Annotated in this window: 9 protein-coding genes and 1 pseudogene; 9 read left to right on the top strand and 1 reads right to left on the bottom strand. The window is 69.0% G+C overall.

Features of this window, described 5'->3' with window-relative positions; translation table 11 throughout:
• The first annotated feature begins 80 nt into the window (after positions 1 to 80).
• Positions 81 to 3,566, top strand: a complete 3,486-nt coding sequence (locus A5650_RS02515) for a non-ribosomal peptide synthetase (protein ID WP_067285958.1) — start codon at positions 81 to 83, stop codon at positions 3,564 to 3,566.
• 4 nt (positions 3,567 to 3,570) lie between these two features.
• Here A5650_RS02515 and A5650_RS02510 read toward each other — a convergent pair whose 3' ends face one another.
• Positions 3,571 to 4,431, bottom strand: a complete 861-nt coding sequence (locus tag A5650_RS02510; RefSeq protein ID WP_067285956.1) for an LLM class F420-dependent oxidoreductase — start codon at positions 4,429 to 4,431, stop codon at positions 3,571 to 3,573.
• Between the two features lie 117 nt (positions 4,432 to 4,548).
• Here A5650_RS02510 and A5650_RS02505 point away from each other — a divergent pair, with 117 nt between their 5' ends.
• The 8 genes and pseudogenes from A5650_RS02505 to mbtG all read left to right on the top strand — a co-directional run.
• On the top strand, positions 4,549 to 6,375 hold the full coding sequence (locus tag A5650_RS02505) for an ABC transporter ATP-binding protein (RefSeq protein WP_067285954.1): 1,827 nt from the start codon (positions 4,549 to 4,551) through the stop codon (positions 6,373 to 6,375).
• On the top strand, positions 6,372 to 8,108 hold the full coding sequence (locus A5650_RS02500; protein ID WP_067285965.1) for an ABC transporter ATP-binding protein: 1,737 nt from the start codon (positions 6,372 to 6,374) through the stop codon (positions 8,106 to 8,108). The genes A5650_RS02505 and A5650_RS02500 overlap by 4 nt, the downstream gene beginning before the upstream one ends.
• Positions 8,109 to 8,357: 249 nt before the next feature.
• Positions 8,358 to 9,104 carry a thioesterase II family protein gene (locus A5650_RS02495; RefSeq protein ID WP_067285952.1) on the top strand — a complete coding sequence of 249 codons (747 nt, stop codon included), beginning with the start codon at positions 8,358 to 8,360 and terminating at the stop codon, positions 9,102 to 9,104.
• A complete protein-coding gene (locus A5650_RS02490) occupies positions 9,094 to 10,422 on the top strand; it encodes a beta-ketoacyl [acyl carrier protein] synthase domain-containing protein (RefSeq protein WP_067285951.1) in 1,329 nt (442 codons plus the stop codon). Before A5650_RS02495 ends, A5650_RS02490 begins: the two co-directional genes overlap by 11 nt.
• Positions 10,422 to 13,361 carry a mycobactin polyketide synthase MbtD gene (gene mbtD, locus A5650_RS02485; RefSeq protein ID WP_067285949.1) on the top strand — a complete coding sequence of 980 codons (2,940 nt, stop codon included), beginning with the start codon at positions 10,422 to 10,424 and terminating at the stop codon, positions 13,359 to 13,361. Before A5650_RS02490 ends, mbtD begins: the two co-directional genes overlap by 1 nt.
• On the top strand, positions 13,358 to 18,436 hold the full coding sequence (locus tag A5650_RS02480) for a non-ribosomal peptide synthetase (protein WP_067285947.1): 5,079 nt from the start codon (positions 13,358 to 13,360) through the stop codon (positions 18,434 to 18,436). Before mbtD ends, A5650_RS02480 begins: the two co-directional genes overlap by 4 nt.
• The gene (locus A5650_RS02475) at positions 18,433 to 22,815 is read left to right on the top strand and encodes a non-ribosomal peptide synthetase (RefSeq protein ID WP_067285963.1); all 4,383 of its coding nucleotides are present in this window, start codon (positions 18,433 to 18,435) and stop codon (positions 22,813 to 22,815) included. The genes A5650_RS02480 and A5650_RS02475 overlap by 4 nt, the downstream gene beginning before the upstream one ends.
• Positions 22,812 to 23,218 (top strand): annotated as a pseudogene (mbtG, locus tag A5650_RS02470) (NADPH-dependent L-lysine N(6)-monooxygenase MbtG); the annotation flags it as partial. The gene A5650_RS02475 and the pseudogene mbtG, both read left to right, overlap by 4 nt.

The raw sequence follows: 23,218 nt of genomic DNA, 5'->3' as shown, positions 1-23,218 counted from the left end.
TAGGTGTGTTCGGTGCGTCGAATATAAGGTAGCGTGCCCCGGGTTAGTTAGGGCAGCCTGTACTAATCTGGAGGGCACGCGTGGGTGTGGGTGAGACGGGTTCGTCGACGGAGCGCACGACCGATCGCACCGTGCGCGAGGAGGTCGCTGAACTCCTCGGCGTGAATCCCGACGACGTCGACCCGAACGCCGACCTGATCGCCTCCGGCCTCGACTCGATCCGCATGATGTCGCTGTCGGGCCGCTGGCGGAAACAGGGCATCGACGTCAACTTCGCCGCACTCGCGGAGAACCCCACGGTGTCCGCGTGGTCGGCGCTGGTGGCCGACCGGACCCGCGAGGACGCCGCCGAGCCGGCCGCCGAACCTGCCGCGACGGGCGGCGAGAACGAACCATTCTCGCTCGCGCCGATGCAGCATGCGATGTGGTTGGGCCGCAACGACGATCAGCAACTCGGCGGCGTGGCCGCCCACCTGTACGTAGAGTTCGACGGCGCCGGCGTGGATCCGGAACGGCTGCAGAGTGCGGCGACGAAACTGGTTGCGCGCCATCCGATGTTGCGCGTCGAAATCCTCCCCGACGGCACACAGCGCATCGGGGACCGGGGCCTGCCCGTGACGATCTACGACCTGCGCGAGTTGGACGAAGCGGCTGCCGAGCAGCGCCTCGAGACCATCCGGCACGAGAAGTCGCATCAGATCCTCGACGGTGACGTGCTCGAGCTGAGTCTGTCACTGCGCCCCGATGGGCGCACCCGGCTGCATGTCGACATGGACATGAACGCCGCCGACGCGGTGAGCTATCGCAAGTTCATGGCCGACCTCGCGGTGTTCTACCGCGGCGGTGAGCTTCCCGACCTCGGATACAGCTACCGCGAATACCGGGCCGCGCTGACCGCGTCGAACCCCGGCCCGTCCGACGAGGACGTGCGATGGTGGTCCGAGCGCATCCCGGAACTACCTGAAGCGCCCGCACTGCCGCTGGTGCCGCCCGCCGAACAGGCCGACCCCCGGCGCAGCGTCCGGCTGTGGCACATCTTCGACGTCGCAACCCGAGACGCCCTGTTCGCCGCCGCGCACCGCCGCGGCATCACGCCGGCGATGGCCGTCGCGGCGTCGTATTCCCATGCGCTGGCGCGGTGGTCGAGCAATTCGCGGTTCCTGCTCAACCTGCCGATGTTCGGTCGCGAGCCGTTCCACCCCGACGTCGAGAAGCTCGTGGGCTGCTTCACGTCCTCGTTGATGCTCGATATCGACCTCACCGAAGCACGCACACCCGCGGAGCGGGCGCGCGCCGTACAGGAGACCCTGCATCACACCGCTCGGCACTCGAGCTACTCCGGTCTGTCGGTGCTGAGGGACCTCGGACGGCACCGCGGCAACCAGGTGCTCGCGCCGATCGTCTACACCAGCGCGCTGGGCCTCGGCGATCTGTTCGCAGGTGAGGTGACCGACCAGTTCGGTGCTCCCGTGTGGACGATTTCGCAAGGGCCACAGGTGCTCATCGATGCGCAGGCGACCCCGCTGGCCGACGGCCTGATGATCAACTGGGACGTGCGCGTCGACGCATTCCGTCCTGGTGTGGCCGACGCGATGTTCGCCTATCACCTCGCCGAACTCACCCGGCTCGCGACCGATGACACCGCATGGGACGCACTCGATCCGCCCGCGGTGACCGAGGCGCAACGAGCCGTGCGCCAAGCGGTGAACGGCACCACGGCCCCGCCGAGCGGCGAGGCGATCCACGACGGGTTCTTCCGCAACGCCCTCGACAGTCCCGGCGCACCGGCGGTCGTCAGCCGTGACGGCGACCTGAGCTACGGCGAACTGCGCACCCGCGCGCTGAGCGTCGCCGCGACGTTGCGCGCCAACGGTGTTCGCCCGGGTGACCTCGTCGGCCTGGTTGGACCCAAGTGCGCCGAGCAGATCCCCGCGGTGCTCGGCATTCTCGCGGCGGGCGCGGCCTACCTCCCGATCGGCGCGGACCAGCCCGCCGAGCGCAGCGCGCGGATCCTCGAGTCGAGCGGGGTCGCCGCGGTACTCGTCTGCGGTGGCGCCGAGGCGAGTTGCACCGGCGTGCCGGTCGCCACGGTCGCCGACGCGGCCGCCCGCGACGCCGACGCACAACCCGCCGAAGTCGATCCGAATGCGCTTGGCTACGTGCTGTTCACGTCGGGTTCGACCGGCGAGCCCAAGGGCGTGGAACTCACCCACGACGCGGTCATGAACACCATCGAGTTCGTCACCGACCACTTCGGACTGCACGCGGGCGATCGCAGCCTGGCGCTGGCGTCACTGGAAGCCGACATGTCGGTACTCGAGATCTTCGCGTTGCTGCGTGCGGGCGGCGCGGTGGTAGTGGTCGACGAGGACCAGCGTCGCGACCCGGACACCTGGGCCCGGCTGATCCAGCAGCACGGCGTGACGTTCCTGAACTGGATGCCCGGGTGGCTCGACATGCTCCTCGAGGTGGGCGGCGATCGGCTGACCGGTTTGCGCGTGGTGCTGCTCGGCGGAGATTGGGTGCGACCGGAACTGATTCGCGCCCTGCGGAACTCGGCCCCCAGAGTACGCGCCGCGGGCCTGGGGGGCGCGACCGAGACCGCCGTGCACGGCACGATTTGCGAGGTCGACGACCCGCCCGCGCACTGGACATCGGTGCCCTACGGCACGCCGTTCCCGAACAACGCCTGCCGGGTCGCGGCCGCGGATGGTTCGGACTGCCCCGACTGGGTGCCCGGCGAACTGTGGTTCACCGGTCGAGGCATCGCCCGCGGATACCGCGGGCGACCCGACCTGACCGCCGAGAAGTTCGTCGAACATGACGGCCGAACCTGGTATCGCACCGGTGATCTCGTGCGCTATCTGCCCGACGGCACTCTGGAGTTCGTCGGGCGCGTCGACCACCGGGTCAAGATCAGCGGATACCGCATCGAACTCGGCGAGGTGGAGGCGGCGCTCAAGCGCGTCGGCGGCATCGACGCCGCGGTCGCCGCCGTTGTCCCCGCCGAGCGCGACGTGCTCGCGGCACTGGTGCGCACCGACGATCGCTCGATAGACGCCAGGGCGGTCACCGCGGCGATGTCCGAGCTCGTACCGGCGCACATGATCCCGAAGATCATCGTGGTGTCCGACCGGATACCGTTCACCGTCAACGGCAAGATCGACCGTAAGGCCGTTGCGCACCTGCTGGCCGAGGCCGAACCGCCTGCCGCGCAGGCTTATCGGGAGCCGAGCACACCGCTGGAATCGGCGCTGGTCGCAATCGTCCGGGACGTGCTCGACGTCGACGACGACGTCCGGGTCGGCGTCGACGACGACTTCTTCTCCGTCGGCGGGGATTCCGTGTTGGCCACACAGGTGATCGCCCGGGTGCGCGACTGGCTGGAGACACCGACGGTGTTGGTCACCGACATGTTCGCCACCCGGTGCGTCGCCAAGCTCGCCGAACGGCTCCTGGCGCGGGAATCGGACGGCGAGCGGCTCAACGCGGTTGCCGAGGTGTACCTCGAGGTGGCCGAGATGGACAGCGCCGCCGTGCTGTCGGAGCTCGAGTCGTCCGCCTAGAACCTCAGCGGAGGGCAGTGGCCAATCGACGCCACTGATCGTGCGGGAACTCCCGCGGATCGGCCGTGAGCACCTGGATGCACACGTGATCGGCGCCGGCGTCGAGGTGCTCCTGGACGCGGTTGAGCACGGTTTTCTCGTCACCCCAGGCGATGATCGCGTCGAACAGCCGGTCGCTGACCGTCTCCACCTCGTCTTCGGTGAACCCCGACCGCAACAGGTTGTTGCGGTAGTTGGGCAGTGCCAGATACGAACGCAGCCAATCGGTTCCGACCGAGCGTGCCGCGTCGCGGTCGGTCGTGAGCAACACGGTCTGCTCGGGCAGCAGCAGCGGACCATCACCCAGATGCTCGCGCGCGTACCGGGTGTGGTCGGGGGTGACTAGATAGGGGTGTGCGCCGCGAGCCCGGGTCGCGGCCAGTTCGAGCATCTTCGGTCCCAGGGCCGCCAGCACCCGGTTCGCGACCGGAACCGGCTGCGGGGTCGCATCGATCCCGTCCAGATACTTGCGGGTCGCGGCCAGCGGTTTGCGGTAGAGCCCCGGTTCCTTGCTGTCGATCAACGGTGCATGGCTCACCCCGATGCCGAGCAGGAAGCGCTCACCGTGGCTTTCGGTCAGCGCCGCGTAGCGGGTGGCCACATCGGCGGGCTCGTGCATCCAGAGGTTCAGGATGCCGGTGGCGATCACCACCTGATTGGTCGCCGAGAGCAGGTGTTCCACCGAATCGAGGACGGGCCCTCCGACGTCGGGGATCCACAGCGCAGTGAACCCGAGTTCCTCCAACTCCGCGGCGGCCTCGGCCGCTTGACCCTGATCGCCGTAGCGCAACTGCGAACTCCAGATACCGACGCCTGCCAGATCCATGAAGGTCCCTTCGAGAGGAGTGAGCCCGTAACCGACCACTTCACGTTACGTAGCGACCGCTAGCCGTCATGCGGCCGGTAGGGTTAGGCGACCCTTACCCCGAGACCTGGAGGGTGCATGACCGCTGTGCAACCAGCGCCCGTCGTCGAGTCGGATTCACCCGAACCCGCGGGCGACGCGGCCAAGCGGGCGGCCACCTACGACAAGCTCGCGCTGCAGCAACTGCTGGCCCCCACCCGCGCCAGGTCGTCGCGGGCGCAGCGCTACCAGCTGCTGGCGTCGGCGGCGACGATCGTGCCGTTCATCGGCATCGTGGAGATCGGTCGCGAACTGCTCGCCGACGGGCCGCCCGACACCGCGCGGCTGTGGACGATCGTCGCGGTCGTGATCGTCGCGCTGCTGGTGCGCACGCTCGCCGGCGGCGCCGCGCTGACGATCACCCACTTCGCCGACGTGGATCTGCAACGCTCGCTGCGGTTGCGCATCATCGACAAGCTCGGGCGGCTGCCGCTGGGCTGGTTCGGCAGCAGGTCGTCGGGCGAGGTGCGCAAGGCCGTCCAGAACGACGTCGGCGAACTGCATTTCCTGGTAGCCCATTCCGCGGTGGAGAACACCGGTGCGCTGGCCACGCCGCTGTTCGGTCTCATCTACTGCTTCTACCTCGACTGGCGGCTGGGCCTGCTCGCGATGGCCACCGTGCCGTTCTACATCGGCGTCTACCTCGCGCTCGGCCGCGACTCCCGAACCCAGATGGAACGGCTCGACCGGGGAGTCGAGCGGATCAGCGCCACCATCGTCGAGTTCATCGCCGGGGTGTCGGTCGTCAAGACCTTCGGTCAGGCGGGCAAGGCGCACAAGCGTTTCGCCGACGCCGCCGACGAGTTCAACGACGGTTTCGCCGGATGGATCGGACCTCTGGTGCGGGTCAAGGCGGTGTCGTCGATCTTCATCGACACCCCGGTGCTGCTGCTGGCCAACCTCGCCGGCGGATACTGGTTCGTCCGCAGCGGCTGGGTCAGCCCTATCGAGGTGCTCGGCTCGACGCTGGTGGCTGTGACCATCCCGGCCGCTGTCCTCACCGTCGGGTACTCGACGCACATCAAACGTCAAGCCGCGGCCGCCGCCGGGCGCCTGCAGCGCCTCCTCGACACGCCAGCACTGCCCGTCCCGCGTGAACCTGCGGTGCCGCAGGACAATTCGGTCGAGTTCGACAGCGTGCGGTTCTCATACGACGGTGAGCACACCGTCCTGCACGACGTATCGCTCACGCTCGCGGCCGGGACCATCACCGCGCTCGTCGGTCCGTCGGGCAGCGGCAAGTCGACGCTGGCCACGCTGGTCCCGCGATTTCACGACGTCGCGGCGGGCGCGGTCCGCATCGGGGGGGTCGACGTGCGCGACATCGCCTCGGCAGAGCTGTACCAGCATGTCGGATTCGTCCTGCAGGACGTGCAACTCCTCGGAATCAGCGTCGCCGACAACATCCGGCTCGGCCGGTCCGACGCCGGTGACGACGAGGTCGTCGCCGCGGCGAAGGCCGCCCGTATCCACGACCGGATCCTGCAACTGCCCAACGGATACGACTCCATCGTCGATGAGGATGCGCACTTCTCCGGTGGCGAGGCGCAACGCGTCAGCATCGCGCGCGCTCTGCTGGCCGACACGCCAATCCTTGTGCTCGACGAGGCGACGGCGTTCGCCGATCCGGACTCGGAGGCCCTCATCCAGGATGCGCTGTCGCGGCTCATCGTCGGACGCACCGTGCTGGTCATCGCGCACCGCCTCGGCTCGATCGTCTCCGCGGACAACATCGTCGTGCTCGACTCGGGACGCGTCGTCGAACAGGGCAGGCACGACGAACTGCTCGCTGCCGGTGGGCAATACGCGCGCATGTGGCGGACCTACACCGCAGGCAACGCGCAGGAATGGGAGGTCGCGCGATGATCCGGGGCTTTCTGCAGATCCTCGGCCCGCAGCGGGAGCGGATGTTCAGCTTCCTGTCGGTGGTGACCGTCTACGGCATCCTGCACGGCCTGGTGATGCTGCTTCTGGTGCCGGTGACCGTGTCGTTGTTCGACGGTGACTTCGCCGCCGCGGGAGGCTGGTTGGGGATCATGGCGCTCACCGTGCTGGCCGCATCGGCGCTCAACTACCTGCAGGCGAAACTCGCGATCCGGATGGCGCTGACCACCATGCGTCTGCTGCACCATCGGCTCGGCGACCACATGGTGACGCTGCCGCTGGGCTGGTTCACCCGCGAGACGGTCGGCAAGGTCTCTCAAATCGCGGTCAAGGGAACGGTGTTCGTCGGCACGAGCGGCGGCAACCTGGTCACCCCGCTCGTGGTAAATACCGTCAGCGCGGTCACGGTCGTGATCGGGTTGTTCTTCTTCGACTGGCGCGTCGGGCTCGTCGCGTTGGTCGGCGGAGTGCTGCTGGTGGTGTGCGGGCGGTTCGCCTCGCGGCTGATCGCCACCGCCGAGGAGCGGACGCACGACGCGGCGACCGAGGTCAACAACCGGGTGATCGAGTTCGCGCGCTACCAACCCGTGCTGCGGGCGTTCGGGCGGACCGGGGCCGACTACACGCCGCTGGGCGACGCACTGCAAACCCAGCATCGCGCCGGACGCGCCGCCCTGTGGCAGTCGGTGACCGGGCTACTTCTGAACGGCGTTGCGGTGCAGGCGGTCTTCTCGGCGCTGATCGCGGCGGGCGTGTGGGTGGCGGTGCAGGGCGACGTCAACTCGGCCACGTTGGTCGCCATCCTCGGGCTCGCGGCCCGGTTCGCCTCGCCGCTGTCCCAGCTGGCCGAGCTCGGATCCGCGGTCAGGTTGGCGACGGCGGAGTTGGCGCGCATCACGACGATCCTGGACACCCCGGCACTGCCGGAGCCAGCCGCGGCAAGCGCGCTCTCCGCACCGGGGCGCGTCGAGCTGGATCGCGTCGCGTTCGGCTACTCGGACAGAAAAGTGTTGTCCGACGTGAGCTTTGTCGCCGAACCGGGCACCCTGACCGCGCTGGTCGGACCGTCCGGGTCGGGTAAGTCGACGATCACCAAACTGATCGCGCGCTTCTACGACGTCGACGCCGGCGTGGTACGCGTCGGCGGTGTGGACGTCCGCGACCAGCTCACCGCGGATCTGATGGCACAGCTGTCGCTGGTATTCCAGGACGTGTACCTGTTCGACGACACGTTGTGGGAGAACATCCGCATCGGCCGGCCCGACGCCGGGGATGACGCCATCGTCGAGGCGGCCCGGACCGCGGGCCTGCTGTCGCTAGTGGAGCGTCTGCCCGACGGCTGGCAGACCCGGGTCGGCGAAGGCGGTTCGGCGCTCTCGGGCGGCGAACGGCAGCGGGTGTCGATTGCGCGGGCGCTGGTCAAGAACGCCCCGATCGTGCTGTTCGACGAAGCGACCAGCGCGCTGGATCCCGAGAACGAACACCACGTCGCCGAATCGATCCGGACATTGGCGCGGCGCAGCACGGTCATCGTGATCGCCCACAAGCTGTCCACGGTCACCGCCGCCGACAACATCGTGGTCCTGTCGGCGGACGGAATGGTCGAAGACCAGGGCGCCCACGCCGAGCTGACCGCCCGCGGGGGCCAGTATGCGCAGTTCTGGCGTCAGCGCGTTGCCGCGAGCGGATGGGTGATGGCCGCAGCGGAGGAGTAGCGCGTTTGCACATGTCATCGCCGGTGTGCCCGCGCTGAGAGGCGGTGGCGGCAGGCGTCCCGAGGCTGCCCGCCGGAGGGGCGACGTAGCCGTGTCCGCATCGTGAAGGATAGGGTAACCTCACTTCCGACTTAGGACAGCCTGCGCTAATCACACGGAGGAATTCATGAGTATTTTCGCCGCGCAATCGCAGGCCCGCCCACCGCACCTGCCCGGGCATTTTCGCCGTTCCGATGCGACCCCGGCACGATGATCGACGAACGAAGCCAGCTGACCTTCGCGCCCTGGATCAAACGGTCCGCTGGGCAGTGCGGCGACGGGGCGACCGTCGTCTTCCCCCATGCCGGCGGTGCTGCGGCGGCGTACCGGTCGTTCGCCTCGGCCTTGGCCCGTACCGGTGACGACGCCTACGTGGTCCAGTACCCGCAGCGAGCGGACCGGCGGAGCCATCCCGCGCCGGACACGGTGGAGGATCTGGCCGCCGACCTGTTCGCCGCGGGGGACTGGTCCGAACTGGGCCCGCTGCGACTGTTCGGCCACTGCATGGGCGCGGTGATCGCGTTCGAATTCGGCCGTGTGGCAGAACGTCACGGCGTTACGGTTCGTCAACTGTGGGTTTCAGCGAGCCAGGCGCCGTCGACCATCGCCACCTCACCGAGACTGCCGACCGCCGACGCCGAAGTCGTCGCCAACATGGTCGACTTGGGTGGAACGGACCCCAGGCTGCTGGCCGACGAGGACTTCATCGAACTGCTCGTGCGCGCGGTGCGCGCGGACTATATGGCGTTCAACCGCTATGCGTGTGCATCGGACGTCCGCCTCGCTGCCGACATCCACACGATCGGCGGCCGCGACGACCACCGCATCAGTCCAGAAATGTTGCGCCGATGGGAAACTCACACCCAGGGCGCCTTCACGTTGTCGCTGTTCGACGGCGGGCACTTCTACATCAACGACCATCTCGACGCGGTCGCGGAGTTGGTCAATGCCGGTTAGCGCGCGACATGGCGTCGACGATCCCATCGTCATCGTGGGGATGGCGATCGAGGCGCCGGGGGGAGTCGCCACCGCCGAGGACTACTGGGACCTGTTGGTCAACGGGCGTGAGGGCCTGTGCCCGTTTCCGCGGGATCGGGGTTGGTCGGTGCGCGACATCCTCGACGGTTCACAGCGCGACGGGTTCAAGCGCATCCACGACCTCGGTGGATTCCTCGACGATGCAGCGAGTTTCGATCCGGAGTTCTTCGGGATCTCGCCGCGGGAGGCCGTCGCGATGGATCCGCAGCAGCGTGTCGCGCTGCGTGTGGCGTGGCGCGCACTGGAGAACAGCGGTATCAACCCCGACGACCTGGCGGGTCACGACGCCGGCTGCTATGTCGGCGCCTCGGTGATGGGGTACGGCCCCGACCTTGCCGAATTCTCCAATCTGACCGGGCATTTGATGTCCGGCACTGCGTTGGGCGTGATCAGCGGCCGTATCGCCTACACCCTGGGGCTCGCCGGGCCTGCGCTGACGATCGACACCTCCTGCTCGTCGGCGCTGACCGCGATCCACACCGCGGCACAGTCGCTGCGGTCGCAGGACTGTGACCTCGCGCTGGCCGGCGGGGTCTGCGTGATGGGCTCACCCGGGTTCTTCGTCGAGTTCTCCAAACAACACGCGCTGTCCGACGACGGCCACTGTCGGCCCTACAGCGCGCAAGCCAGCGGCACCGTATGGGCGGAGGGCGCGGCCATGTTCGTCCTGCAGCAACGGTCGCGAGCCCTTCGCGACGGCCGGCGGATCCTCGCCGAATTGCGGGCCACCTGCCTCAACCAGGACGGCCGCTCCGTGGGGCTGACCGCACCGAGCGGACAAGCGCAGATCCGGCTGTTCGCACGGGCGCTCGAGTCGAGCGGCCTGCGCCCGCGAGACATCGGAATGGTCGAAGGACACGGCACCGGCACCAGGCTCGGAGACCACACGGAGCTGATCTCGCTCGCCGGGACCTACGGCGCCACCGAGCCCGGCGACGGACCCCTACTCGGCTCGGTGAAATCGAACCTCGGCCACACGCAAGCCGCCGCCGGCGGTCTCGGCCTGGCCAAGGCACTGATCTCCGCCGAACACGGTGCCATCCCCGCCACGCTGCACACCGACGAAGCCAGCCGCGAAATCGACTGGGCAAACCAGGGATTGCGCCTGGCGTCCGAGTTGACACCCTGGCCGGACATCAACGGTGAGCGGTTCGCGGCGGTCACCGCGTTCGGTATGAGCGGCACCAACGCCCACGTGATCGTCTCGGTCCCGGCGACCCCGTCCGAGGCGGCCTGATGTCCGCCGGATTCCCCGACGGCCGGGTGCCCGTCGTGTTGAGCACGCACGCCGAGGAACTCCTCGCCGCCGACGCCGAGGCGATACTGCGCTTCCTCGAGCGCGAACCCGACGTGCGCGCCGTCGCCGCGACCCTGCTTCGCACCCGACGGCTGCGCAGGCACCGCGCCGTGGTCCGCGCTGCCGACACCACCGAACTGGCCGAGGGGCTCCGCGCGGTCGCCGACGGCGGCGCGCATCCGCTGGTCGCCCGATCGTTGCAATCATCGACGATGCGAACGGCTTTCGTGTTCCCGGGACAGGGCAACCAGTGGCCGTCCATGGGGGCGGACGCTTACCGGCGGTCGGCGGTGTACCGCACGCTCGCCGACCGTTGTGCCGAGGCGTTCGTCGTCGCGGGGCAGCCCTCACCGCTGCCGTACCTGACCTCCGACACCACCGGCGGGACTTGGTCGCAAACCGAGATCCAGTCGGCCCAGTTCACCCACGCCGTCGCGCTGGCCCACCTGTGGCGTTCATGCGGAATCGTGCCCGACCTCGTGGTCGGCCACAGCCTCGGTGAGGTCGCCGCCGCCTATGTCGTCGGGAGTATCGCGCTGCCGGATGCGGCCGCCGTCGTGGTCGCCCGCGCCACGGCCGTCGACCGTCTCGCGGGCGACTACGGCATGGCCGCGCTGGGGGTTTCGCTCGCCGACGCCGAACGGTTGATGGAATGGACCCCCGGCTGGCTCGAGGTGTCCGCGGTCAACGCCGACACGTCGGTGGCGATCTCGGGGGAGCGGGCCGCGATCGGCGCTTTGGTGGCGACGGCGACGGAACAGGGCCTGTTCGCCCGCGAGCTCGACGTGAACTACCCCGGTCACACCAGCGCGCTGGAACGGGTGCGCGACGACTTGCTCGCGATGCTCCCGGACGCCGACTTCGCCGATGCGCCGATCCGGTTCATCGGATCCACCACAGCGGACGTCGTGCCCGCAGGCACCGACTTCAGGTCCTACTGGTATGAGAACCTGCGCAACACCGTGCGATTCGATCGTGCCGTCGCCGCCGCAGGGCGCCACGGCGCCACCGCGTACATCGAGATGTCGGCGCATCCGACCCTGCTGTTCGCGCTGGGGGAGATCCTGTCCGAGGACGATCCGGTGTTGGTCGGCTCGGGGCAACGCGACCATTCGCTGGTCGACTCGGTCTCGGCAAACATCGCTGCGGTCGCCGCGGCCGACCCCGAATTCCGGTGGGTCGACATGGCGGACATCGATGCCCAGCCGCACTTGCGTGGTTTCCCGAATGCGCCGATGCGGGCGCTGCGACTGTGGGCCGAACCGCAGCCGCTCACACCTGTCCAAGGCCTCACCGTCGCCCACGAGACATGGAACATCACCGCGATCGGCCCGGACGCACCCGGACAGCGGGTCGCGGTCGTCGATCTCGCCGGTCCGCGCGGGCCGCTCGCCGAGACACTGCGAACGGCATTGCGCCGCAGCGGCGCTGAAGTCGTGGAGCCGACCGAGGCCGACCTCGTCGTCGCCGTCGCACCCCTGCTGGACCACCCCGACGTCGAACGCGCGGCCAACGAACTCTCCCAGCTCGTCGGCGAGGGTCTACTCGACTACGTCGATGCCGCAGGACCGCAGTGCCGCGCGGTGTGCCTGGTCACCATCGGCGGTGAGCATGTGCACGCCGCAGAGCCGGTCGCTCTGCCCGCCCAGGCCGCGCTGGCCGCGATGCATCGCAGCCTCGGCTTCGAGCGCGCCGAGCAGGCGTTCAGACATCTCGACGTTCCGTCCTGGGACCCCGACGACGCGCTCAGCGCAACGGCGGTCGGCGCACTTCTCTCGAGTGCCGACGAGGCGGCTGTGCGCGACAACGGCTCAGGCCCACAGGTTTACGTCCGATCCGTCGGTGAGTCCGCGGAGCCTGCACCGTCCTGGCTCTCGGAACCCGGGGCGTTCGACGATGTGGTGATCACCGGCGGCAACGGCGCGGTCGGACGGCACTTCGCGCGGTATCTCGCCACCCACGGGGCACGCCGCATCGTGCTACTCAGTCGCAGCGGCGTCGACGACGCCGTCCGCACCGAACTCGCCGCCGCCACACGGGATCTCGAGGTGGTAGCGCCGCGGTGCGACATCACCTCCAGCGAGCAGGTCGCCGCAGCGGCCGGGCAGTACGCAGGCGGCGGGGCGTCGCTGCTCATCCACGCCGCGGGCGCGGCGAAGTTCGCCGACCGCGACGCGCTCAACCCGGAGGCGTTCGTCGATGCGGCGAACGCGAAGATCGGCGGGCTGGCCAGGATGGCCGAGTTCTGGCCCATGCGATCGGATGCTCGAATCCTGGTGTGCTCCTCGGTGTCGGGCGTGTGGGGCGGTCGCGGTCACGCCGCATACTCGGCCGCCAATCGGATGCTCGACGTGATGGCGGGCCAACTGCGCGCCGAAGGTCAACACTGCGTGGCCGCCAGGTACGGGTTGTGGCGCGGCAGCGGCATCGCCCCCGCGTCGGAGGTGACCAAGATCGAGCGGTCCGGGCTGCTGGCGATGGCACCGGACGCGGCCGTCGACGCCAGCCTTCGTGACCACGGCCAAGACCCGCTGTTGTTCAGCGCTGACGAGACCCGGTTGCGGGTGTTTCTGGGAAGCCAAACCGACGGACCCGTCGAAATGAACACGGCGTCAACCGAATCCGACGCCGACACCACGGCGCTGGTGAGGGCCGAGCTCGGCGCGGTGCTCGACCTCGAGACCGATGCGATCGACCTCGACACATCGCTGCTCGACCTCGGGGTCGACTCGCTGCTGGCCCTCGACCTCCGTAAACGGCTGCAGCGCGCGACCGGCCACAAGGTGTCGCTGGCCGTACTGCTCGGCGGCATCACCGGCGGCGAGCTCATCGCCGACCTCGAAAGCACGAAACGATCAGAAAAGGTGAACAACGCGTGACTGACACGGTCGACATCCGCGAGCAGGTACAAGACCGCCGGCTCGAGCTGCTGCGCCGCAAGCTCGCCGAGCGGGGGCTGCGCACGGAGAACGCCTCGGCCGCGCAGGTCGGCCTGTCCGACGGGCAGCGCCGCATGTGGTTCGTCCAGGCGGCCGATCCGACCGGCGCCATTCTTAACATCTGCCTGTCCTACCGGCTCACCGGCGACCTGGACGTCACCCGCCTGCACGACGCCGTCAAGGCGGTCGCCGCGCGCCATACCCTGCTGCGCACCACCTACGGCGTCGACGACAACGGCGAACCACAACCGACCGTTCACGAGGACCTGGCACCCGGCTGGGCTGTACACGATTTGACGGACCTGTCCGACCACGCGCGCCGGCTGCGCCTCGAGGTACTGGCCCAGCGCGAGTTCGGCGCCTCCTTCGATCTGAGCGCCGATTCGCCGCTGCGGCTGACGCTCGTGCGCACGGCGCCCGACGAACACGTCATGCTGCTCGTCGCGCACCACATCGCCTGGGACGACGGCTGCTGGCAGGTCTTCTTCGGCGACCTGACCCGCGCCTACGCCGGTGAAGCGCTGGCGCCCGCGGTCACACCGCCTTCGCATGCGTTCGGCCCGGTCGACGAGGACCTGGACTATTGGCGTGCCGTGCTGGCCGACCCACCCGAACCGCTCGAGCTGCCCGGTCCCAACGGCTCTGCGGTGCCGACGAACTGGCGGTCGCAACGGCTGACGCTGCAACTGCCCGATGCGACCGTCGATCGGGTCGCCGCGCTGGCCAAGGAGTCCGGTGCGACGCCGTACATGGTGCTGCTGGCGGCCTTCGGGGTGCTACTGCGGCGCTACACCCATGCCGACGACTTCCTGGTGGCCACGCCCGTGCTCAACCGCACCGCCGACGTCGAGGATGTGATCGGCTATTACGGCAACACGGTGGCGCTGCGCCTGCGCGCAGGAGCACATCAGAACTTCCGCGATGTCCTCGCCGACGCCCGCGACACCGCGGTCGGCGCGTTCGCGCATCAGTGCGTGAACCTGGACCGGGTGGTGCGCGAACTGAATCCGGATCGCCGCCACGGCGTCGAACGAATGACGCGGGTGACGTTCGGGGCTCGCGGCGCCGACGGTCAGGGCTTCAACCCGCCCGGAATCACCTGCCGCCGAGCCGAACTGCGCGGACATCTCACCCAGCTGCCGCTGGGCTTCATGGTGGAGTTCGACGCTCCAGGAATCGTGGTGGAGGCCGAGTACCTCGTCGAGATCCTGGACGCGGCGCTGGTCCGACAACTGCTCGAGCACTATCTGGTGCTGCTCGACGATGCGCTGCGACGCCCCGACCTGCCGATCAGCGAACTCGACCTGATGGGACCCGACGACGTCGAATGGCTCCGCCGGGTCTCGGCGGGCGAGATGTTCGTCACCGAACCGTCCACCATGACGGCGCTCGTTGAGGCGCAGGTCGCCCGCACACCCGACGCGGTCGCCGTCGTCTACGAGGGACGCAACTACACCTACCGCGAACTCAACGAGTCGGCGAACCGGTTGGCGCACTGGCTGATCGAGCGGGGTATCGGAACCGAGGATCGGGTGGCGGTGCTGCTGGACCGTTCGCCGGAACTCGTGATCACCGCCCTCGGCGTGATCAAGGCGGGCGCCGTCTATCAACCCGTCGATCCCACCTATCCCGTGGACCGGTTGACCTTCATCCTGTCGGACTCCGATCCGAAGCTGACCATCCACGAACCGATCACCGACCTCGACGGGTTCCCCACCACCAACCCCACCGACGCCGACCGCGTCCGCCCACTGGACCCGGACAGCACCGCATATCTGATCTACACCTCGGGCTCGACCGGTTTGCCCAAAGGCGTTCCGGTTCCCCACCGGCCCGTCGCGGAATACTTCGTCTGGTTCAAGGGCGACTACGGGATCGACGAGAACGAACGGCTGCTGCAGGTCGCCTCACCGAGCTTCGACGTCTCGATCGCCGAGATCTTCGGCATGCTCGCGTGCGGTGGCCGCCTGGTGATCCCGCGCCCGGACGGTCTGCGCGACGTCGGGTACCTCACCGAGCTGCTGCACGACGAGGGCATCACCTCAATGCATTTCGTGCCATCGCTGCTCGGGTTGTTCCTGTCACTGCCCGGGGTCAACCAGTGGCGGACCCTGCAGCGCGTGCCCATCGGCGGCGAGGCGCTGCCCGGCGAGCTGGCCGACAAGTTCCACGCCACGTTCGATGCGCTGCTGCACAATTTCTACGGGCCGACCGAGACCGTCATCAACGCCAGCCGGTACAAGGTCGAGGGCAAGCAGGGCACCCGCATCGTGCCGATCGGCAAGCCCAAGATCAACACCCAGATCCGCCTGCTCGACGACGCCCTGCGACCGGTTCCGGTGGGGGTGATCGGTGAGATCTACATCGGCGGAACACATATCGCACACGGCTATCACGATCGCCCGAGGCTGACCGCCGAGCGGTTCGTCGCCGACCCGTTCAACCCCGGCGGTCGGCTCTACCGATCCGGCGACCTGGCCCGTCGCAACGGCGACGGCGACATCGAATTCGTCGGTCGCGCGGACGAACAGGTCAAGATCCGCGGGTTCCGCATCGAACTCGGCGAGGTCGCGGCGGCCATCTCCGTCGATCCCAGCGTCGGCCAGGCGGTCGTGGTGGTCAGCGATCTGCCCGGCATGGGCAAGAGCCTCGTCGGCTACGTCACGCCTGCCGAGGACATCGAAACCGTCGACGTCGAGCGGATCCGCAACCGGGTCGCGGCCGCGCTACCCGAGTACATGACCCCCGCCGCCTACGTCGTCATCGACGAGATCCCCATCACCGCGCACGGCAAGATCGACCGGTCGGCGCTGCCCGAACCCGACATCGACTCCTGCGCCGCGTTCCGCGAACCCGCCGACGGGACGGAACGCCGAATCGCCGACCTGTTCGCCGAACTCCTCGAACGTGACCGCATCGGCGCCGACGATTCGTTCTTCGACCTCGGTGGCCACTCGCTGTTGGCCACCAAACTCGTTGCCGGAGTGCGCAGTGCGTTCAACGTCGACATCGGTGTGCGCGAGGTCTTCGAACTGGGCACCGTGGCCGCGCTCGCGCAGCGAATCGATTCGTCGGCCGCCGGCCCGGCCCGTCCCAGGCTGGTGCCCGTACCGCACGACGGGCCGCTGCTCATGTCGGCCTCGCAGCTGCGCATGTGGTTCCAGTACCGCATCGACGGGCCCAGCCCGGTCAACAACATCCCGTTCGCGGCCCGCATCCACGGACCGTGTGACACCGAGGCGTTCGTGCAGGCGGTGCGCGACGTGGTCGGCAGGCACGAGGTGTTGCGCACGACGTATCGCGAAATCGACGGTGCGCCATACCAGATCGTCAACGAGGGTGTCGAGGTCGCGGTGCGCCGCGCGCACGGCGCCGACGACGTCTGGTTGGACACCGAACTCGGCAAGGAGCGCAGGCATGTCTTCGACCTCGAAGCCGACCCACCCGTGCGCGCCGCCGTGCTCGGCACCCCGGATGCGCACGTGGTGTCGCTGGTGGTGCACCACATCGCCGCCGACCACTGGTCGGCCATGGTGTTGTTCACCGACCTGCTGACGGCGTACCGTGCCCGGCGTGCCGGTGAGGCGCCGGGATTCGCGCCACTGCCGGTCCAGTACGCGGACTACGCGGCGTGGCAGGCGACACTGCTCGGCGAGACCGACGGGCCGATTGCAGCGCAGCGCGAGTACTGGCGCAAACAGTTGGCCGGTATGCACGAAGACCCCGGCCTGGCACCGGATTTCCCGCGTCCACCCGTGCTGAGCGGCGAAGGCGCCGCCGTCGAGTTCGGCGTCGACGCCGCCACCCGGGGCAAGCTCGCCGAACTGAGCTCAGAACTCGGTGTCACGGAGTTCATGCTGCTGCAGTCGGCCGTCGCGGTCGCGCTGCACAAAGCCGGTGAGCGCCCGGACATTCCGTTGGGCACCCCGGTCGCGGGCCGCACCGAGTCCGAGCTCGACCAGCTCGTCGGCTTCTTCATCAACATCGTCGTGCTGCGCAACGATCTGAGCGACAACCCGACGCTGCGCGAGGTGCTGCGCCGGGCCCGCGGCACCGCGTTGGAGGCCTACGCCCACCAGGACCTGCCGTTCGACCAGGTGGTCGATGCGGTCAGCCCGGCACGGTCGTTGTCGCGCAACCCGTTGTTCGGTGTCGTCGTGCACGTGCGCGAAGCGCTGCCCGCCGAGCAGGTGATCGAGTCGCGGGCCGAAGGCGACACCACGTTCACCGCGCTCGAGCCGCCGTTCGACGTGGCGCACGCCGACCTGTCGGTCAACTTCTTCGGCGCCGAGGACGGCTACCGCGGTCACGTCATCTACCGGACCGACCTGTACCGGCGCAGCACCGCCGAACGGTTCGTCGGATGGCTGGACCGGGTGCTGACCGCGTTCGCCGACGATTCCGGGCAGCGGGTCCGCGACGTGCAGATCGCCGACCGCGACGAGCGCCGTCTGGTGCAGCGGTTCAGCGCGGCGGCCTCGGCCAGCGTGCTCGACGGCTGGCGCGATCCGGTCGCGATCGGTGTGGTCGGCGACGTCTACGACCACGTGGTGGACGAGACCGGAGCCGATCTGCGGCCGACGGGCAGGCGGGGCCGATGGACCGCGGACGGCGACCTCGAGTTCGTCGAGGCCGTCGAGCAGCGCCGAACGTCCACCCCCTCCGGGCCGGCCGAACCCGTGCGCACCGAAACCGAGCGTGTGCTGGCGGCCCTGCTCGCCGACGTCGTCAACGTGCCCGAGGTGAACCGCAGCGACGACTTCTTCGCGTTGGGGGGCGATTCCATCCTCGCGGTCCAACTCGCGGCACGGGCCCGCGACGTGGGTGTGGCCGTCACCGCGCGAATGGTGTTCGAGCACCCCACGATTCATGAGCTCGCGGCCAAGGTCGACGCCGCCGCGGGGAGCGAGGCGCCCGACATGCGTCACGAGCCGATGGCGGCGTCGGGTCTGTCGCCCGACGAGCTGGCGGCGGTCACGTCGATGTGGTCGGCGTCGCAAGAGGGCGCGCCGTGACCTCGACGCAACCCAAGGCCGAACCGAAGGTCGCCATCGAGGACGTGTTGGCGCTCAGCCCCCTGCAGCAGGGGCTGTTCTCGCTCGCGCAGTTGAGCGTCGGCGACGACGCCGACGGGGGAGAAGACCCTTACGTCATCGCGATGGCCGCCGACATCACCGGTGAGCTCGACGCGAACCTGCTGCGGGAGTGTGCGGCGATGCTGCTCGACCGTCACCCCAACCTGCGAGCGAGTTTCTCTCGGGCGCAGAGCAAACCGGTCCAGGTGGTGCCCAACCGCGTCGACGTGCCCTGGCGTCGGATCACGGCGGCGGCCGAGGAAGTCGACGCGCTGGAGGCCGACGAACGGCGCCGCCCGTTCAACCTCGCAAAGGGGCCGGCGATCCGGTTCGTCCTCATCGAGGTGCCCGGATCGCATTACCGGTTCGTCGTCGTCGCCCACCACATCATCATCGACGGCTGGTCGCTGCCGCTGTTCGTCGGTGAGCTGATCGCGTTGTACAACTCGGGAGGCGACCAAGCCGTCCTGCCGCCCCCACCGCGCCCGTACCGTGACTACATCGGATGGCTCGCCGGCCGTGACCATGAGACCAGCCGCAACCTGTGGCGCGAGCACCTCGCCGACCTCGACGGTCCGACGCTGGTGACGCCGGCGCTCACCTCCGGTGAGCCGCCCACCGGTGAACCGCGCCGCACCGAACTGAGCCTGGACGGCGCCGCCACCCAGCAGTTGGTCGAGGCCGCGCGCTCGCGCGGTGTCACGGTCAACACCTTGGTCCAGATGTCCTGGGCGGCGGTGCTTTCGGCGTTCACAGACCGCTCCGACGTGGTGTTCGGCGTGACGGTGTCCGGTCGCCCAGGCGAGCTGGCGGGCGTCGAGACCATGGTCGGGTTGTTCATCAACACGGTGCCGCTGCGGGTCCGTCTGGACCCGACGGCGCGGGTCGGCACGCAGTGCGTCGCGCTGCAACGCGAAGCGGCCAAGCTGCGCGACCACAGCTACCTGCCCCACAACGAGCTACGCTCCCTCGGCGGCATCGGCGAGTTGTTCGACACCCTGCTGGTCTACGAGAACTTTCCGCCCGGTGGGCTGGTCGGCGGCGGCGACTTCGTCGCCAACGGCGCGACGTTCCGCCCGGCCGCGCTGGAGAGCGTGTCGCATTTCCCGGTCACCATCGCCGCACACATGATCGACGACGAGCTCACCGTCCTGGTCGAGGTCGTCGACGGCGCTCTCGGCCAGATGAGCCCCGAATCGCTCGGGCGGCGCGTCCTCACCACCACCCAGCGGTTGATCGCGAACTGGGACCGTCCACTACGAGACCTCAGCGTCCTGCTCGACGGTGAAGGCCGGATTGCGACAGCTCCGACGGCTGCGGCGCCCACCCATCTCGGCGTGCACACCGCGTTCACCGAGACCGCCGGCGCCCGGCTGGGCTCACCGGCGTTGAGCTGGTCCGGCGGCGAACTCACCTATCGGCAACTCGACGAGACCGCCGACCGGTTGGCCGCCACGCTGGTGTCGAAGGGAGTGCGTACGGAAACGCCTGTCGCGATTCGCCTTTCCCGCGGACCGCAATATGTGGTCGTGATGCTGGCCGTGCTGAAGGCCGGCGGCGTCATCGTGCCGCTCGATCCGGGGATGCCCGACGAGCGGATCGCCGACATCCTCGAACAGTGCGATGCGACGATCGTCGTCGACGACGACATGCTCGCCGCGGCAGCCGACACGGGATTCGAAGATTTCCGACCCGTGCAGGCCCTGCCGGGCCAGGCCGCGTACATGGTGTTCACGTCCGGAACGACCGGCAGGCCGAAGGGCGTCGTCGGCACCCACCAGGCATTGCTGGCGTACGTCGAGGATCACGCCCGAAACGTGTTGCGGCCCGCCGCCGCTCGATTGCGCCATCCGCTGCGGGTGGCGCACGCGTGGTCGTTCACATTCGACGCGGCGTGGCAGCCGCTGGCGGCACTGCTCGACGGGCATGCGGTGCACATCGTCGACGACGAGATCCAGCGCGACGCCGAGGCGCTGGTCGAGACCATCGGACGGTACGGGATCGACCTGATCGACACCACCCCGTCGATGTTCGCCCAACTGCACGCAGTGGGGCTGCTGACGACGGTGCCACTCGGGGTGCTGGCGCTGGGGGGCGAGGCCGTCGGAATACCCGCGTGGAACCTCATTCGCGACGAATGCGCGCGTACCGGCATGGCGGCCTACAACTGTTACGGCCCAACGGAGACCACCGTAGAGGCGGTGGTCGCCACCATCGCCGAACACGAACAGCCGACCATCGGGCGCCCCACCTCGCCCAGCAGGGCCCACGTTCTGGACTCGTGGCTGCGCCCAGTGCCCGACGGGGTGCCCGGTGAGCTGTACCTGTCGGGCGGCCAGTTGACCCGCGGATATCTCGGCCGCTTCGGTGAGACCGCGAGCCGTTTCGTCGCCGACCCGTTCGTGGCCGGTGAGCGCATGTACCGCACCGGAGACGTCGTACGGCGCCGGCCCGACGGCGCGCTGGAGTTCCTCGGGCGGTCCGACGCGCAGGTGAAGATTCGCGGGTTTCGAGTGGAACCAACCGAGATCTCGGCGGTTTTGCACACCCATCCCGCGGTGCGGCACGCCCACGTGGCGGTGCGCCGTCAACGGTGGGGTCCGCAGTTGGTCGCGTTCGTCGCCGCTGAGCCCGCGCCCGCGGTTTCGGAGCTGCGCGCCCTGGTGTCGAAACGTCTGCCGCGCTATATGATTCCGCACTCGATTGTTGTTGTCGACCAGTTGCCGCTGACCCCGCACGGCAAGGTCGACGAGGCCGCGCTGAACGCCATCGCCGTCGAGGACGGTCCGTCGGCCGCGCCGGAGACCGAGACGGAGAAGGCCCTGGCGTCCGTGCTCTGCGAGCTGCTGGACGGTGGCGAGCGCCTGACCATCGACGTCACCGCGGACTTCCTCGCGCTCGGGCTGGACAGCATCGTGGCGCTCTCGGTGGTGCAGGCCGCGCGCAGGCGCGGAATTCCCTTGCGCGCCAGGCTGATGCTCGAGTGTGCGACGGTGCGCGAACTCGCAGCGGCCATCGAGAACGAGTCGGCTGTCGCCGAGGACGACGACGACCCGGGTGGCCCGATGCCCGTGCTGCCCAATGCGCACTGGCTCTATGAGCACGGCGATCCGCGCCGACTCGCGCAGACCGAGGCCATCCGGTTGCCCAACGGCATCACCGGTGAGCAACTCGAGCGGATCCTGCGTACCGTCGTCGATTCGCATCCTGTGCTGAGAAGCCGGCTCGACCGGCAGGCGATGACGCTCGTCGAGCACGGTGCGCGGCCTCCGCTGACCGAGGTGCCCGTCGCCGGTGGTTCGGACGAAACTCTTGTCGAGGCCGTCGCCGAACACGCCCGGCGGTCGGTGGAAGGCCTTGATCCGCAACACGGCTCGATGCTCGCCGCGGTGTGGTTGCGCCCGCCCGACGCCTCCGGCGTGCTGCTGCTGACCGCACATGTGCTGGCGGTCGACCCCGCATCGTGGCGGATCCTGCTGGGCGAACTCGACGCCGCGTGGCACGCGATCGCGTCGGGGCGCGAGCCGGCGCGCACCCGCGAGCACACCAGCTACCGGCGGTGGTCGAACCTTCTCGCTGAGCGCGCGTACACGCTCGACACGGCCGACTTCTGGGCAGCCCAACTCGATGGGGACGACCCGCCGCTCGGTTCCCGTAGGCTGCGGCCGCAGACCGATCGCGTCGGCGACGTCGCCGTCTCCATGGCAGTGACCGACAGCGACGTCACCTTGCGGTTGCTCAACGCGCCCGAATTCACGCCACATCTGCTGGCGGAAGCCGCGGCGCGCACCGTCACCCGCTGGCGCCGGCAGCGCGGTCAGGACACCCCGCCGCCGCTGTTGGCGCTGGAGACCCACGGTCGCGCCGACACCGTCGTCGACAGTGCCGACACGTCCGACACCGTCGGGCTGCTCACCGCCATCTATCCGCTGCGAGTGCAGACGGCCCGCGACGTCGCCGAAGCCCCCGGCGACGGCATCGATTACGGACTGTTGCGCTACCTGCGACCCGATACCGCCGAACGGCTGGGGGCGCGACCGGAACCGCAATTGCTGCTCAATTTCCTGGGCCGCGTGCACGCCGGCTTCGACGGCGGCACGCTGCGGCCGGACCGTACGCTGCTGGCGCGCGTGTCACCGCTGCCCGAGCCGCGGCTTGCCGTCAGGCACGAATTGACCGTGCTGGCAGCGGTTCTCGGCGACAGCGATGCGCCGGTGCTCGGCACGCAATGGCGCACGCTGCCCGAGATCTTGACCGCCGATGACGTCGCCGCACTGCAGGCGATGTGGCAGGAATCGTTACGAGGGATGGTCTCATGAGCCGGACACTTGCGGTGGTGGGCGCGGGCGCGAAAGCCGTCGCCGTCGCCGCCAAGGCCGCCGAACTGCGCGACATGGGCATCGACGTACCCGAGGTCGTCGCCGTGGAGAAGACGGGCGTGGCCGCCAACTGGCAGGCCGACGGCGGCTGGACCGACGGTCTACATCGGCTGGGGACCAGCCCCGAGAAGGACGTCGGCTTCCCGTACCGCTCCGCGCTGGTGCCGCGTCGCAACGCCGAACTCGACGAGCGGATGACCCGGCACAGCTGGCAGCAGTACCTGATCTCGACCGGCCAGTTCGCCGAATGGGTGGACCGCGGACGTCCCGCGCCCACGCACCGCAGGTGGAGCCAGTATCTGCGTTGGGTCGCAGGCAATGTCGGGATGAACGTGGTGCGGGG

Origin of the sequence: Mycobacterium sp. 1164985.4, assembly GCF_001668575.1 — a bacterium.
GTDB lineage: Bacteria > Actinomycetota > Actinomycetes > Mycobacteriales > Mycobacteriaceae > Mycobacterium.
The sequence above is the reverse complement of the archived record's forward strand: the minus strand, read 5'-3'. Positions and strand labels throughout refer to the sequence as shown.